The sequence below is a fragment of the Phycisphaeraceae bacterium genome (assembly GCA_019636675.1).
Taxonomy (GTDB): domain Bacteria; phylum Planctomycetota; class Phycisphaerae; order Phycisphaerales; family UBA1924; genus JAHBXC01.
The window spans coordinates 333,314-349,176 of sequence record JAHBXC010000001.1; the positions used below are offsets into that span (position 1 = coordinate 333,314).

The window sequence follows — 15,863 nt, forward strand, 5'->3', positions numbered from 1 at the left end:
GTCCCGGGCTGTGGCTCGGGCACGCAGTGGCGCCACCTTAACTTCCGGGCGTCGGGTCGCCGCAGTTCCGCGAGACCGGCACCAGACAAAGGAATCGGAGCCCCCGGGCCCCGGCCTTGAACTGATGCAGTTTGTCGGCCGGGACATAGAGCACGTCGCCGCTGCGGATGGGGTTCTCCTGCCCTTCGAGCATGGCGGTCCCGTCGCCGTCGATGATGTAGACCTCGTGCTCGTAGTCGTGGCTGTGCCGGGGGGTGTTCCCGCCCGGCTCGACCTTGAACTGGCGGAGCGCGAAGTTCGGGGCGCCGTCGTCTCGACCGACCATCATGGCCATCGTGACGCCCTTCACACCGTCCATCTGGACGGGTTTGGTCTGCACTTCGTCGATGTTGCGGATCAGCATGGATCGTGTCTCGTCGGGGGGACCGGGCGTCCGGCGCTCTCTCAAGTCTACCATGCGAGCGATGACCGGTTCACCCGCCACAGACGCCCCGCTGACTCTCGAGATGTTCACTCTGGGCCCCTGGGCCACGAACTGCTACCTGGTGCACACCGGGGCCGGAGGCGAGGGGTGGGTGGTCGACGCCTCCTTCGAGCCCGGGGCGATCGCCCGACGGGCCAGAGAGCTGGGACTCGCGATCACCCGGATCGTCCTGACCCACGCCCATGTCGACCACATCGCCGGGCTGACCGAGCTCCGCAACGCCTTTCCCGACGCGACGGTCATGCTTCATGCCGACGAGCGGGACTGGCTCGAGAGCCCCATGCTCAACCTGTCCGAGGGCGCCGGCATCCCCGTGACGTCAGCTCCGCCCGACGAGCCGCTCAAGGGCGGCGAGACGCTCACCCTCGGGCAGCACTCGTTCCGCGTCCTGCACACGCCCGGGCACTCACCCGGCGGGATCACCCTGCACTGCGCAGACGCCAGGGTCGCGCTCGTGGGCGACACGCTCTTCGCGGGCTCCATCGGCAGGCACGACTTCCCCACCAGCGACGCAGACGCGCTCTTCGACTCCATCCGGCGCGTTCTCTATGCCCTGCCCGACGACACCACGGCCCTGCCCGGGCACGGCCCCTCGACGACGATCGGGCGCGAGAAGCGCACCAACCCCTTCGTGCGCGCCGACGGGGTGATCGCGTGAGCGACCCGTTCGAGCAGAATCCCCCTCCCCCACCCACCGGACGGTTCGCGCAGCTGCCCTCCTCGCTTGCCAGACAGGCGCGCTTCGAGACGCTCGCGAAGGGGCCGACCGAGGGCGTTCCGGCGCTCCTCGCCCACCCGGACTGGCAGTCGCCAGCGCCGGTCGTGCTCTGGATGCACGGGCGCACCGTGAACAAAGAACTCGATCCCGGCCGCTACCTGCGCTGGATCCGCTCCGGCATCGCGGCGGTCGCGCTCGATTTGCCGGGGCACGGCGAGCGCTTCAGCGCCGACCTGAACAAGCCCGAGAACACGCTGCACATCGTCGCGCAGATGCTCGACGAGATCGACCACGTCGTCGATGCGCTCCGCGACCCGGCGTGGAACGGGGCGTTCGACCTCGACCGTCTGGCGATCGGCGGGATGAGCGCAGGCGGCATGGTCACGCTGCGCCGGCTCGGTTCGGCGCACGAGTTCAAGGCGGCGGCGGTCGAGAGCACCGCGGGCGACTTCTCGCTGATGCGCTTCTACGACCAGCGCTACCCGCGCGACTTGATCGAGAGGCTCGATCCGATCAGGCACGTCGATGGATGGAGCGCCACCCCCCTGCTCGCGCTCCATAGCGAGGCGGACGAATGGGTGCCGGCGCAGTCGGTGCGCAACCTCTTCGGCGCGCTCGAGAGCCGCTACGCCGCGCTGGGCGCCGACCCGCGCGATCTGCTGACGCTCAGGACCTGGCCGGTCACGGGCGCGCCCAACGAGCACTCCGGATTCGGGAAGGTCGCCAACGACGCGAAGAACGCGCAGGTCGAGTTCCTGACCCGGTGGCTGCTGCCGAACCGGTGAAACCCCTCGCGGCGCGAGGGCGTAGGGCTGTGGGGCGAAGGAGAGAGCGTGGTCGTTCACACGCATCGCGGCGCCGCCGGCGCCGGGAAGGGATATGCCATGCGGAGTCTTCTCGCGGCGGTTCTGCTGCTGGGTCTCTCGTTCCGCGCGACAGCGAACCCACCCTTCGAGCTTGTCATCATGGAGATGGTGGAGGCGATCTACGAGCTCGAAGCCGGCGAGATCGCGGACTGGGACGCGTATCTGGCCGGCGTGGCCGCGATCCGCGTGAAAGCGATCGAGCAGATCGACATCGAGTCGCTGACACTCGAGCAGTTCGAGACGATGCTCCGTCGGCGGCTGGTGTATGTGAAGGAGCCGCCGCTCGACAACGTGGACCGGTTCGTCGCGGCTCTGACGCAACGCGCGGACGACCACAGCGAGGACGGCGCGTACGCGTTGCTGCTCATCGCGCGCGCCGAGGCGCTCAAAGGGGGACCGCGCGGCGCAGAGGCCTCGCTGCGAGCCATCGAACACCCCCAGGCCGCGGCGCTGCTGCGCAACCAGCGCGGTGGTCTCGTCTGGCTGCGCTGCCAGTGGGCGGTCGGCGCGCGGGACCGCGTACGGGCCCTCAACTCGATCGCGTCGCTGCTGGACCGGGTCCCAGACGACTTTGATCCGAGCAACCTCTCCGACATCGACGCCCTCTACGACACGCTCGCGCGGGACCAGGACCCGCGCGCCCGGGAGCTCGGCGAGACATTCCGCACCCGGATGCTCGAAGCGGGGCGCGCGCGAGTGGACGCCCTCGAACTCAACGAGAAGGACCGGTGGTGGCCCGAGCTGCGCCTCGCGTTCCTCGAACACGCCCCGGCGAGGATGAATCTCCTGGGATCTGATGCGCCGGACTTCGATTTCCTCTGGTGGTCCGACGATGACCGACCTGCGCAACGACTTTCCGACCTGCGAGGCGAGGTCGTCGTCCTCGAGTTCTGGTCGAGCGACTGCGGCTTCTGCTACGACGCGTTCGACAAACTCGCGCCGATCGTCGAGCACTACAAGGGCCGCCCCGTTCGCTTCGTGAGTCTGTCCGAACGGAACGGGTACGTCGTGACCGACTACGACGCTGAAGAGTACGAAGACACGCCGGATATCCGTGACGAAGCCGACGCGACCAGGCGACTGATCAATCGGCTGGGGCACTCATGGACTTTCGCGATCGCGAACGAGCTGGACTTCGCCCCACAGCTCGGAGTGCGCGGCGTGCCCGGCATGATGATCCTGGATCACCGCGGCGTGGTGCGCGGGCTCGGTCACGACCCTCGCCAGCCCAGGGAGAAAACCCTCGGCCTTCTCGACTCCCTCCTGGCGGAGCGAGAGGGCGACCGGGCGGTCGCGCCCCGCGCCGCCAGCCCGGGGGACGACGGCTCCGGGGGGCCGGAAACCCGTCCAGAGGACTGACCCGCGAGATTCGGCTTGAAATCGGAACGGTTTTTCCGGAAGATGGGGAGACTGTTCCGGCGCGACGGCGCGTCTCAAGGTGAAACAGCGGGCGCGGTGCGCCCGCGTGGAGTGATTGCACATGGGTCGATACACGAACGTCCTTCTCCGGTCCGCAGCGCTGGCGATCATCCTCGCGGCCGGCGGCGCGCATGCCGCCCCGATGCCCCAGGCCGACTTTGACGCCGCCGTCAAGGAATACGACGATCGGTTCGCAGAGGCGCGCAAGGGCGGGCTGAAGCTCGACGACGCGATCGCGATCCAGCTCGAATTCACGAACCGATTCCCGATCGCGGACCTGACGGTGGCGCAGCTCGCGACGCTCCAGCAGCGCGGGTTGATCACGGGCTATCGCCCCGACCCGGGCCTGAACCGTTCCGAGGAGGCGATGCGTGCGCTCGACGCGCATATGAAGAGCGCCGGACCGGACGCGGTGAAGGCGCACATGCTCGCCGCCGACATCCTGTCGCGCGCCGGCGAGGAACAGAAACCCAAGGTGCGCGACCACGTGGTCGCGATCCTCAAGCACCCGTCGCTCGCCGAAGCGGCGCGCGGTGAAGGGTTCAGCACGCTGTGGTACCTCATCGCGTACGAGCTGAGCGCCGCTGACCGGGTCGCGCTGGTCCCCGATCTGCAGGACGCGGCCCAGCGCTTCCCGACCGACGCGGCAGCGACCTCGCTTTCCGGCCTGACCGTGCTGTACGAGGCGGCGGCGTCTTCGGACAACCCCGCGTTCAAGGACGCCGCCGAGACCCTGCGCGTCAAGGCCGTCGACCGGCTGACGGCGATCCTCGCCGACGCGTCGCCCGACACCGACACCCGCATGGCGAAGCGCGAGCTCGACAACCTCGTCGCCGCTCCCAAGATCGCGTCGCTGGTCGGTTCGACAGCCCCCGAGCTCGATTTTGTCTGGACCACGCGAGGCGAGTCCCTCTCCTCGCTCGCCGACCTGCGCGGCAAGGTCGTCGTCCTCGACTTCTGGGCCACCTGGTGCGGGCCCTGCGTCGCGACCTTCCCCCAGGTCCGCGACCTCGTCGCCCACTACAAGGGTTACCCCGTCGAGGTCGTCGGCGTCACCAGCGTGCAGGGCGCCACGCACTTCAAGGCCGGCGCGGAGAACGCAGAGAACCCCGAGCAGGAGTACGAGCAGATGACGCGCTACATCGACGAGCGCGACATCACCTGGACCGTCGGGTTCACCACGCAGAACGTGTTCAACCCCGACTACGGCGTGCGCGGCATCCCGCACGTGGTGATCCTCGACCCGGCTGGCAAGATCCGCCACCGCGCACTGCACCCGGCCTCTCCGCTCTCGAAGAAGGCCGCCCTCATCGACCCGATCCTCGAGGAGTTCGGCATGAGCGCCCCGGCCGCTCCCGTCGAGCCCGAGGCCGAGCCCAAGGGCGGCAACTGATCCGAGCCGACCACCCCTGACTGTTCCCTCGCGCACGCGGCGGTATGCTCCGCCGCGTGCTTTCGCGCCTGAACCCATTCCGTGGCCTGCCCAACCCGCGCGAGGTGTGGGGCTGGGGCATGTTCGACCTCGCGAACCAGTCGTTCGCGATCCTCATCAACACCCTCTTCTTCCCGATCTACTTTCAACTCGTCATCGTCGGGGATGAGGGAAAGGGGCGCCTGCTGTGGGGAGCGGCGGCGGCGGGCGCGAACCTGCTCGTGGTCCTGCTCGGCCCGATCCTCGGCGCCGTCGCCGATTACACGCGCGGGAAGAAGCGCGTGCTGATGTTCACCTGGCTCGGCTGCGTCCTGGCGCTCCTGCTGCTTTCACGCGCAGGGGAAGGCATGGTGGTCTACGCGATCGCGTGCTTCGCGTTCGCGACGGTCTGCTACGCCGCGGGCGAGAACCTGGTCGCCTCGCTGCTCCCCGACATCGCCGACGCGCGCCGCATGGCGCGGGTCAGCTCGCTGGGGTGGACGATGGGCTACGTCGGCGCGCTGCTCGTGCTGCCGCTGGCGATCCTCGTCGCCGGTCCGGGGGACCCGTCTCCGAGCGAGTACCGCTCGATCGTCGTGCTGGCGGCGCTGTGGTTCTTCGTCGGCGCGCTGCCGACGTTCCTGTTCGTGCGTGAGCGCGCGAACGGCGCCCCGGCGACGCCCTCGGGCGCCAACCTCGTCGCGACCGGCTTCACACGGTTCTTCGAGACCGTCGGCGACGCCGCCCGTTTCCGGAACGTGTTCCGCTTCCTGGCGGCGTTCCTCGTGTACGCGTGCGGCGTGCAGGTGATCATCTATTTCGCCGGGATCATCGCGAAGAACGACTTCGGCTTCGAGGGGTTCAAGCTCGCGCTGTTCTTCCTCCAGATCACCGTGACCGCCGGCATCGGCGCGTTCGGCGTCGGGTGGATGCAGGACCGCGTCGGGCGCAAGCGCGCGCTGCTGATCACGCTCGGGGTGTGGATCGTCGCGGCGCTGGGGGCGCTGGCGATGCCTCGCACGCCGGCCTTCGAGTGGGCGTTCTGGACGATCGGCAACCTGATCGGGCTCGGGCTCGGCGCGATCGGCGCCGGAAGCCGCTCGTTCTTCGCGCTGCTGACGCCCCTGCACAAGAGCGCCGAGTTCTTCGGGCTCTGGGGCTCGGCGTACAAGTCCGCCGCCGTCGTCGGCCCGCTGCTCTACGGCGTGATCGCCGGGACGGTGGGCCCGCGTGTCGCGCTAGGCGCTGTGCTCGTCTTCTTCGTGGCCGGGTTCGTGCTGCTGCTGCGCGTCGACGAGCGCAGCGGCCGGCGCGACGCGATCCGCGCCCAGCGCAGGGACGGGTGGAAATCCGTCGAGCCAGCGGACCTGGCGGCGTCAGCCCGCGCGTGAGCGCCCGACAAGCCGCACGAGTCGCATGGCGCCGCGGAGCCCGAGCGTCGCGGCCCACGCGAGCGAGTGCAGGCGCAGGCGCGCGCGGAGGCGGCGCGAGCCGGCGTCCTCGTGGTCGAGCTCGCTGGCGGCCTGGGTCAGGATCCGGGCGCGACCCCAGCGTCCCTCGTCGATCGCCGCGATAGCGAGGTTCTGGATCGCCCGGAGGTGCGCGCCGCCCGAGAGAAGCACGGCGCGCCGCTCGGCGCGCGAGCCCTCGATGCGGTTGCCGGCCAGCAGCAGCGACGCGCCGAAGCGGTGCAGCGCGTCGGGGTCCTGCGGGTGGCGCAGCGACAGCCAGCGGAACGCGATCGACGCCTCCTCGGGGCGGTCCACGCTCGCGAGCAGCTCGCCCAGCTCGTCCAGCTCGTCGTCTCCGAAGGAGTCAATGTCGCGCTGCGCGTCGCGAAGATCGCGCAGGAGGAGGGCGGCGGCGGCGTCGCGCTCGCCCGATTTGATCAGCAGCCCGGCCAGCCTTCGGCGCACCCCGGGGTAATCAGTGTCGAGGCGCAGCACGAGCCGGAACCCGGCGATGGCTTCCTTCACTCGCCCCTCGCGCTCCGCCAGCCCCGCGAGCTCGAAGTGCGCGTCCGGGTGGTCGGACTCGATCTCCAGGATGCGCCGGAACTTCTCCGACGCCTCGCCCAGCCGGTTCATGCGAACAAGCAGGCGACCGAGCCCCAGCAGCGTGTCGAGATCGCCCGGCGAGGCGCGGAGCTCACGCAGATAGAGCTGGCGCGCCCGCTCCAGTTTGCCGGTCTCGGCGTACAGGTCGGCGAGGCGCGAGTGCGAGCGCGGGAGGTCGGGCGAGAGGCGAAGGGCCTCGCGCAGGCACCAGATCGCGCGGTCGAGCTGGCCGCGCTCCGAGAGCGACTCCGCGATGTGCGCGTAGGCCAGCGCTTCGTGCTCGACGCTCGCGTCGGCGCTGCGCCGGGGGGGGAGATCGTGGGGGTGAACGCCGTCGGAAGGAAGCGAGTCCTCGGTGTTCTCCGGGCGCTGGTCCGCCTGGTCGACGCGGCAGTGGAGCGCCTGATAGAACGCGGTCTCGGCGTCGTCGTGACGCTCGAGACGCGTGTACGCATCGATCAGATGGACATACGCCTCCTGCCGGTCGGGCTTGGCGCGGGCGGCCTGCTCGAACCACCGGATCGCGTCGTGGACCTTGTCCATGCGCAGGTAGACCGCTCCGATCGCGAGCATGGGCGAGGACTCGGCCGGGTCCAGGTCGTGCGCGTCGCGGAACGCCTGCAGGGCGTCCTCGTGCTTGCCCGCCGCGTCCAGAGTCAGCCCCAGGTTGAAATGCCAGTCCGCCCGGTCGGGGTGCAACGACAGCGCGTACCTGAGCTCCGACTCGGCCTCGGCCCAGCGGCCGGCCTCGTAGTGCTCGTGGGCACGTTCGACATGCTCCTCTGCGTCGAACCAGTCGCTCATCTCGGGCAAGGTCCACGCTGGGGTGAGGAAACTGCGGCTGACGAACGCCAACAACCGTCTTTACTATATCGACGATGAACGCTCCGATGGTTTGAAGCGTCTGAGATTCCGTTCCCGCCTCTTCCGATTTCGCCCGCCGCCGGGGATGCCCCCTCCCCCAGGCACCCTCGACACCCCGGGTCCCCCGGGCCCCAGCCGCCCGCCCACCGCAAGCCGTACACGCCCGACGATGCGATCCGAACACCCCCTCCTGCCGATGCGGCTTCTTCTGGCGAGTCTCGCCGGATCGTTGCTGTCGATGAGTTGGGCTGGCGCCGGCGTGTTGCTGGACCAGCGCGAGGCAGCGCCGGCAGCCCCGATCGGAGCCGCCTCCACGACCATCCAGAGCAAGCCCGACGACCTCTCGATCCTGCTTGCGCCCGGCACGAGCGACCCTGAGCGCCTGGACGCCGCCCGTCGTCTGGTGCTCCGAAACGACGCCCCGACGGTGAACGCCCTGAGAGACTCGCTCCGCGACGCCGGGGCCTCCACCCAGCGCCGGGCGGTCGCGACGGCGATCGGCGCGGTCGACCCCGGCTCGCCCCGGTTCGCCGGCGCGCTGCGAGAGGGGCTGCTGGCCTCGACCACGCGCGAGTGCGCGCAGGCCGTGCTCGCCGCCCTCGGGACCTACCCGGCGAGGATCGCGTGCGAAGCGGCGATGGGCCGTCTGCTCGCCGGCGACACGCCAGAGCCCATCGCGCGGGAGATCTCGTCGTCGCTTCGGGCGTGGACGGGCTGCGACGCCTGCGCACGCGCCGGGACCGAGGGCTGGCTCGAATGGTGGGCGCGCGCCAAGGACCTCGACAACGGCGCGTGGCACGCCGAACTCGCGACCAACTTCCGCGCCAGGGCCGAGCGCTTCGAGCGCCAGCGCGAGGACATCGTCGTCCGGCACCTCGACCTGCTGAACCGGCACTTTTCGCTCACCCCTGCCGAGCGGCGCGGCGAGCTGATCGCGGCGATGCTGCGAGACGATCTCACGCGAGTGAAGCGGCTCGGGCTCGACCTGGCGTCGCGCACGCTGCTGAACGCTCAGCCCCTCGGCTCGGAAGTCGCTCCCGCCGCCGCGGCGCTGCTCTCGAGCGAGGACGAGGATGTCCGCGCCGGCGCGGCGCGTCTGCTCGAGAACCTTGGGGGCGTCGAGCACGCGGACGCCGTCGCGCGCGCGCTGGACCTGGAGCGTTCGACGCGCATCGCCGCCCCGCTCCTGCGCCTCGCGTCGAGACTCGATCTTGAATCGCTGCCCGACGCCGTCATGCTGCGCTGGCTCGCGTCGCCTGACCCGGCGAGCAGCGCCGCGGCCGACGCGCTGCTCGCGTGCGAAGGGGGGCGCGGTCTTGCGCCGGAGAGTCGGCGCCAGGCGATCGAGATCCTCCGCGCCATGAGCGATGATGCGATGACTGTTTCGCACGCGAGACTGCTCGCGGCGCTCTCTCGCGGAGGGGACGACGCTCGGCTCGACCGGCTGATGCACGGCCACGAGAACGCGCAGGTGAGAGCCGCCGCGGCGGGCGCGCTGGCCGCGTCGGCGTCGCGCGTCGAGAGCGTGCTGTCCGCCGCGTTCGCGCACGCCGAGCTGTTCCCCGCCGCGTGCGACGCGGTGCTTGCGCATCGCGCGACTCCCTCGGGCTTTCTTCGGCTGATCGCGCTGTCGCCGCGCGAAGATTCGTCGATCCCGCAACTCGCCAGGGTGCTCGAGGGATTCGATCCCGCGCGCCGCCCGGTCGCGCTCCGCGCCGTGTCCGACGCGTCGCTGCGTGAGTCGCTGCTTGTCGCGCTGCTTGCGCGACTCGAGAACGACGACCGCGCGGACGACCGCGAGCTCCACGAACTTCTCGCGAAGACACGCCTCTCGCTCGGCGACGCGCAGGGGGCGCTCGCGTCCGCGATCCGAGCGATCAACGACGACGACGGCTCTTTCCCGGCAGCGATGTCGATCCGCTTCCACGCGCTGGTGATGCTCAACCGGCTCGACGAAGCGATGGAGGCCGGCAAGCCGGCGTCGGCGTGGCTCGACGCGCTGGAGCGATGCGCCGCGATGCCCCACGCCCCCGAGGTCGCGGCGTTCATCGCGTCGAACTTCGGCTCGACCATGACCGACGACGAGCACGCCCGCCTCGAGCGCCTTTCGGAAGGGCTCGACGCTCGCGAGAGCCCGCCGGGGCTCCCGGATCCCGCCAAACCCGGATAACTTGCTCCGTTTCGGAGGTCGCGCGGCAAGTCCACGTTCGGTCGCTCGCAGGCCCGCCGGGGCCCTGGGGTTACCTATGTTCACGTTTGGGGCGTATCCGGACCACTCCCGAACAGGGGCCGAGAAGGTTTCCTTCCACTCCTTAGGGAATTCTCTTGCAAAAAGTCTGAGCTTGTGTCATTGTGAAGGGCTGGCGAATGTTCCCGCGCAGGTTCTGCGGGAACTCGGCCCACCGGTTCGACGGGTGGGCGTGCCAGCGGCGAGCGTCGCCACCCAGGGCGCCGACTCGAGTTCGGAGAAGAGCGATTGATCCCGGCGCGGTTTGCCGGTAGGTTGGGAACAGATTCCCTTTGCAGACTCATCGGTTCGTGAGATTGAAAGTCCTTCCGATCGAAGCGCGGGTCCGTTCGGCCCCGACCTTCGCCGGAGAGCATACGTTTTGGTGATTTTTCAGGCGTTTCTCGTGCGTTTCGTTTGATGCACGACAAGAGGAGATTCGGTCATGAAGATTGGTATTCTTGCTGGCGCCGTCGGACTCGCTGTGTCCGCGGTCGCACTCGCCGAGGCCGCGAAGACCTCGGACCTCATCCCCATCAGCCGCGTGAGCACGGTTGACTCTGACATCCAGGTCTACCGCCAGACCGGCTGGCCGGCCCTCACCGACGGCATCGTCGGGCAGCGCCGCTCTCCCCTGACGGGCCTGCGTGCGGAGATGGCTCCCGTCGAGACCGCGCAGGAGTACGTCTCCCTCCGCGGCACGCCGAACGTCGTCTCCGTCAAGTACAACTACGAGAATGCCCCGGCTGATACCTCGACCGGTGGTCTGGGCTTCACCCGCGCTGCCTCGTTCCAGTCCGGCACGCTGCCCGGCACCATGTACTTCAACGTCCGCGGCCAGACCTCGGTCAACTTCGTCCGCGTGATCGACCCCGCCAACCCGCTCACCCCGGCCCCCGCCGCGGGCCCGAACGGCGTGGCCAACCAGACCAAGATGATGCGTCACCGCGTCGGCGCGGCCCAGGCGCCGGGTGGCTTCTTCACCGGTCACAACGCCCGCCTGATCTCGAGCGAGACCGATCTGGTCGCGTTCTTCCCCCTCGCCCCGACCGCTGACAACGACGCTCGCGTGTCGTTCGAGGTCTACAACACCACGACCGCCGAGCAGAACACTTTCGAGCCCGTCGCTCTGTTCACCGGCTTCGTGACCGCCCGCATCCTGTGGGGCGGCACCTGCGTCGAGACCACTCCGGGCGACTGCACGGACTTCGGTCTGCCCGTCGGCCCCATCACGACCATGCTCTCGCTTGGGCCTGATCCCGCGTCGTTCACGACCGGTATCTTCGTCCCCTGCCTTTACTGCCGCGACGCCCAGGGCATGAACATCCCCGGCTGCACCCCGCCCGCCGGCTTCTCGGTCGGCCAGCCCGTCCAGATCCCCATCGGGACCTGGCACCGCATGATCGGCGAGACCAGCTCTGACGCCCGCGTCAACGTGTACATCGACTACCTGAACGGCAACCCCGAGGTCGCGATCTACAGCAACACCATCCTCACCTCGGGCTTCCTCGATCGCGTCGGCTCCAACGCCTCCTTCGAGGCCGCTGAGGCCGAGACCTTCTTCGACAACATCTCCTTCGACGGCGAGCCGTTCGCCCTCCCGACCGCCCCGACCCTCGCGTGCCCCTACCTCGATGACTTCGAGTGGCTGAACACCGGCCCCGTCCTCGGCCAGACCAGCCGCATCTTCGCGGCCCTGTCCTCGGCGCTCACCGTCATCAACGACGGCGGGCAGGGTCAGGTCCTCTCGCAGATCAACAACGTCTCGTCGGACAACAAGTTCCGTCAGGAGTTCCGCGAGACCCTCCCCAACGCCTACGCCCTCCCCGGCGACCCCTGGTCGTTCTGCACGAACGTCCGCCTCACCGGCTCGACGGTCCGCGCTATCGCTCTCGACTCCGAGGCGACGAACTTCATCGTCGGCGGCGTCACCGCTCGCGTCTACATCGGTCGCGAAGACCCCAACAACATCATGAACCCGTTCTATGAGCCCACGGTCTACGTCCAGATCAACCCCGAGTACGATCCGATCGACGATCCCTTCACGACCACTCCCCAGGACAACGTCCCGGTGATCGGCGTGGACATCGCTTCCACCGGCACGCAGTGGACCTTCGGTTCCTACCGCGACCTGTGCATGACGGTCGACATCGACAACAACCTCACGGTCTCCGTCAACGGCACGACCATCTACTCCGGCACGGCCTTCGCGAACGCCGCCGCCGTCGTCTACCACGAGTCTGAGAACCAGGCCTTCGGTTCCGGCGCCACCCTGCGCGTCGCCGATCACGACTTCCAGTGCTCGGCTCTGCCCGTGGTCGTGCTGCCCGACTTCACTCTCACCTACAACGACAACATGGAGTGGGGCATCCCCGGCATCCCGCCCGTCCGTCACATCGACGACCCCATGGGCGCGCCCACCGCTTCGACCCGCTACACCAACGCCAACGGCGTCGTCATGGACAGCGTGAACCTCCTCCGCGGCAGCAGCACCGCCGTCGCGATGGCCAACATCTTCCGTGACACCGCTCAGGTCTCTCCCCCGAACCCGAACGGCACCGAGGCCTTCCAGTTCACGCAGTTCACCACCCGCGTGCCCAACATCACCGTCTCCGGCTCGACCCGCTGGGTCATCGAAGCCGACTTCGCGTTCAGCGACTTCACCACCTCGCGTGGCTGGTCGCCCGCGAAGCTCAGCCCCGCCGGCGGCGCCTTCTTCCTCGGCAGCACCATGTGGTACTCCGCCCAGGACGACACCTTCTACGTGTGGGGCGCCCAGAGCGCCACGGCGATGCCCGGCGATGACGTCCTCGTCACCGCTGGTCCGACCCGCTCCTCGCTCGGCATCCTCGCCAACCAGGCCTTCCGCGCTCGCGTGGAGTACAACCTCTCCACCGGCAAGATCGACTGGAAGATCAACGGCACCGCGATCGGCTCTACCTTCCCCAACATCGTGACCAACCCCGTCACGCAGCAGCCCCTCGTCGTCCGTGACCTCGACGCGATCTTCGTGTTCAGCGGCGACGACGACACCGGCACCCCGACCGCTCCGTTCTCCGTGTACTACATGGACAACCTCAACGTCTCCACCGGCCAGGCCCCCTGCCCCGGCGACACCAACGGCGACCGCATCATCAACTTCTCCGACCTCAACGCCGTCCTCTCGACCTTCGGTCAGAGCGGCGCTGGGATCCCCGGCGATGTCAACGGTGACGGCGTCGTGAACTTCTCCGACCTCAACATCGTCCTCTCGAACTTCGGCGTCACCTGCCCGTAAGTCTCGCGAAGACACCTACTGACTCGAATCGACTCTGATTCACACCCCGGAGGGGTAACCCCCTCCGGGGTCTTTCTTTTTCCGGCGCGAACGCGCATGAAAGAAGGGCCCGCGGGCCCTTCGTGATCGATCACCGGTTGTCCGTGCCTTTCACGCGTCGGTGAGCACCGACACAGACTCGAACGCACGCCCCTCGAGCATTTCGAGACTCGCCCCGCCGCCCGTCGAGACGTGCGACACCCGCGACGCGACGCCGAACTTCTCGGCGGCGGCGGCGCTGTCGCCCCCCCCGACGATCGTGACCGCGCCGTTCCGCTCGGTCGCGTTCGCCATCGCGTCGGCGATCGTCTCGCTGCCCATCGCGAACTTGCGCCACTCGAAGACGCCCATCGGCCCGTTCCAGACGACCGTCTTCGCCTTCTCGATGATCCCTGCGTAGCGGGCCTGCGTCGCCGGGCCGATGTCCAGGCCCATCCAGCCCTCGGGGATAGTGCCCTCGAAGACCTTCACCTCATCGGCGTGCTCGGCGAACTGCGTCGCGCACACGTGATCGGTCGGCAGGAGCAGGTCGCACTTCGCGACGGCGGCGTGGTCGAGGATCTTCTTCGCGTCGCCCAGGCGGTCCTCCTCGACGCGGCTGTCGCCCACCTTCTTGCCGAGCGCGGCCATGAGCGTGTACGCCATCGCGCCGCCCACCAGCAGCGTGTCGGTCAGGTCGAGCAGACGCAGCAGGGCCGGGATCTTGTCGCTGACCTTGGCGCCGCCCACCACGGCCACGAAGGGACGCTGGGGGTGCTGCATCGCGTCGGAGAGGTAGCGGATCTCCTTGGCCATCAGCAGCCCGCTCGCCGCCGGCTTGCCCTGCTCCTTCATGATCTTCGCGACCGAGACGATCGACGCGTGGGCGCGATGGGCCGCCCCGAACGCGTCGTTGCAGTACACGTCGCCCATCGCGGAGAGCTTCTCGGCGAAATCAGGGTCGCCCTTGGTCTCGGCCTTGTGGTGGCGCAGGTTCTCGAGCAGCATCACCTCGCCCGGCTTGAGCGCCGCGGCCGCGTTCGCGGCAGCAGAGTCCACGCAGTCGGTCGAGGGGAACGCGCACGGGCGCCCGAGCAGCCTCGAGAGCCGCTCGGCGCAGACCTTCAGGGAGGACTCCTCCTCGTACCCGTCCCCCTTGGGGCGACCCAGGTGGGACATCAGCACCACGCTCCCGCCACGCTCGACCACGCTGCGGATCGAGGGCAGCGCCATCTGGATGCGCCGGTCGTCGCTGATCTGCCCGTTCGAGACGGGAACATTGAAGTCCACGCGCATCAGGACACGCTTGCCGCGGACATTGAGCTGATCGATCGTCACTTTCGCCACGAATGGGCTCCTCCTGCTGTGAGTGCTTCGCGAGTCTGGACGCATCCTAGCCGACGCCCGGGCGCTCTTGGCCCCACGCTAGAGTTGCCGGTGACCATGGCCCGCGCCATCCCGATGCCCGTCATCGTCGGCCCGACCGCCGGCGGCAAGTCGGCGCTGGGCGTCGACCTCGCGCTGCGCCTTCGCGACGCGCTGGGGGTCCCGGCCGAGGTGGTTTCCGCCGACTCCATCCAGGTCTACCGCGGGCTCGACATCGGCTCGGGCAAGGCCACGGTGGACGAGATGCGCGGCGTCCGGCATCACCTCCTCGATATCCGCGACCCGACCGATCGCTTCAGCGTGGAGGAATGGCTGCGGCTCGCCGAAGACGCGATCGCCGACATCCGCGCACGGGGCTGCATCCCGGTCGTTGTGGGCGGGACGCATTTCTACGTCAAGGCCCTTCTTGAAGGGCTCTTCGAAGGGCCGTCGAGCGACCAGGCACTGCGCGCGACCCTGGCAGCGATGCCCCCCGACGATCGCTACGACGAACTGCGGCGCGTCGATCCGCTTGCGGCGGGGCGGATCCATCGCAACGACGAGAAGCGCGTCGTGCGCGCCCTCGAGGTCTACCGGCTCACGGGGCGGCCGATCTCTTCGTTCCAGCGCCAATGGGACGCGGACTCGGTGCGCGACGACGCGGTGCTCATCGGGCTCGAATGGCCCGGGGAGCAGATCAACCGGCGCATCAACGCGCGTGTGAAGCGGATGGTCGAGCTGGGATTCGTCGACGAGGTCCGCTCGCTGCGATCGCGTGGGCTCCTCGGCCCGACAGCGCGCGAGGCGCTTGGCTACAAGCAGATCGCCGCCGCCCTCGATGCCGGGGGCTCGGCGTCGCAGATCGACGAGGCGATCGAACGGACCAAGATCGAGACCCGCCGGTTCGCGAAGAACCAGCGGACCTGGCTCCGCCGGCTGCGCACGATCCCGGGGTCTCTCTGGCTGGACGGGCCGACCCTGCCCGACGACGCCCGGGCGGATTCGGCGCTTGCCGGGCTGCTGCACGGGCGGGGGATTTCGACATAAGCCCCTTGTGAGCAAAGGCCTTACACCGACTGACTCTCCCGTGCCCACGGGCTGGCCCCGGGAGGCGACGCGCGTCCCTGTGCGCCCGGGCGTCTTGACATTCCCGGGCC

At 69.1% G+C, this 15,863-nt stretch carries 11 protein-coding genes; 8 read left to right on the top strand and 3 right to left on the bottom strand.

What is annotated here, in order from left to right:
- Window positions 1-37: 37 nt before the first annotated feature.
- Complete coding sequence (locus KF684_01405; protein ID MBX3351563.1) at window positions 38-403, bottom strand: cupin domain-containing protein; 366 nt, start codon at window positions 401-403, stop codon at window positions 38-40.
- Between the two features lie 61 nt (window positions 404-464).
- Here KF684_01405 and KF684_01410 point away from each other — a divergent pair, with 61 nt between their 5' ends.
- The 5 genes from KF684_01410 (at window position 465) to KF684_01430 (ending at window position 6,289) form a co-directional block, all read left to right on the top strand.
- Window positions 465-1,142: an MBL fold metallo-hydrolase gene (locus KF684_01410; protein ID MBX3351564.1), complete on the top strand. Its 678-nt coding sequence runs from the start codon at window positions 465-467 to the stop codon at window positions 1,140-1,142.
- A complete protein-coding gene (locus tag KF684_01415) occupies window positions 1,139-1,987 on the top strand; it encodes an alpha/beta fold hydrolase (protein ID MBX3351565.1) in 849 nt (282 codons plus the stop codon). The genes KF684_01410 and KF684_01415 overlap by 4 nt, the downstream gene beginning before the upstream one ends.
- A gap of 48 nt (window positions 1,988-2,035) precedes the next feature.
- Window positions 2,036-3,427, top strand: coding sequence for a TlpA family protein disulfide reductase (locus tag KF684_01420; GenBank protein MBX3351566.1), 1,392 nt, complete (start codon window positions 2,036-2,038; stop codon window positions 3,425-3,427).
- A gap of 121 nt (window positions 3,428-3,548) precedes the next feature.
- A complete protein-coding gene (locus tag KF684_01425) occupies window positions 3,549-4,880 on the top strand; it encodes a TlpA family protein disulfide reductase (GenBank protein MBX3351567.1) in 1,332 nt (443 codons plus the stop codon).
- A 56-nt stretch (window positions 4,881-4,936) separates the two neighbouring features.
- Entirely contained in the window at window positions 4,937-6,289 is a 1,353-nt protein-coding gene (locus tag KF684_01430) for an MFS transporter (protein ID MBX3351568.1), read from the top strand.
- On the opposite strand, the gene KF684_01435 is transcribed toward KF684_01430, so the two are convergent.
- Window positions 6,275-7,759: a tetratricopeptide repeat protein gene (locus KF684_01435; GenBank protein ID MBX3351569.1), complete on the bottom strand. Its 1,485-nt coding sequence runs from the start codon at window positions 7,757-7,759 to the stop codon at window positions 6,275-6,277. The two genes, KF684_01430 and KF684_01435, sit on opposite strands and share 15 nt — an antisense overlap.
- A 229-nt stretch (window positions 7,760-7,988) precedes the next feature.
- Between KF684_01435 and KF684_01440 the strand changes: the two genes are divergently transcribed.
- Window positions 7,989-9,989, top strand: a complete 2,001-nt coding sequence (locus KF684_01440) for a hypothetical protein (GenBank protein ID MBX3351570.1) — start codon at window positions 7,989-7,991, stop codon at window positions 9,987-9,989.
- A 502-nt stretch (window positions 9,990-10,491) separates the two neighbouring features.
- Entirely contained in the window at window positions 10,492-13,323 is a 2,832-nt protein-coding gene (locus tag KF684_01445; protein ID MBX3351571.1) for a hypothetical protein, read from the top strand.
- 150 nt (window positions 13,324-13,473) lie between these two features.
- On the opposite strand, the gene KF684_01450 is transcribed toward KF684_01445, so the two are convergent.
- Complete coding sequence (locus KF684_01450; protein ID MBX3351572.1) at window positions 13,474-14,688, bottom strand: phosphoglycerate kinase; 1,215 nt, start codon at window positions 14,686-14,688, stop codon at window positions 13,474-13,476.
- A gap of 90 nt (window positions 14,689-14,778) precedes the next feature.
- Between KF684_01450 and miaA the strand changes: the two genes are divergently transcribed.
- Window positions 14,779-15,753, top strand: coding sequence for a tRNA (adenosine(37)-N6)-dimethylallyltransferase MiaA (gene miaA / locus KF684_01455; GenBank protein ID MBX3351573.1), 975 nt, complete (start codon window positions 14,779-14,781; stop codon window positions 15,751-15,753).
- Window positions 15,754-15,863: the final 110 nt, after the last annotated feature.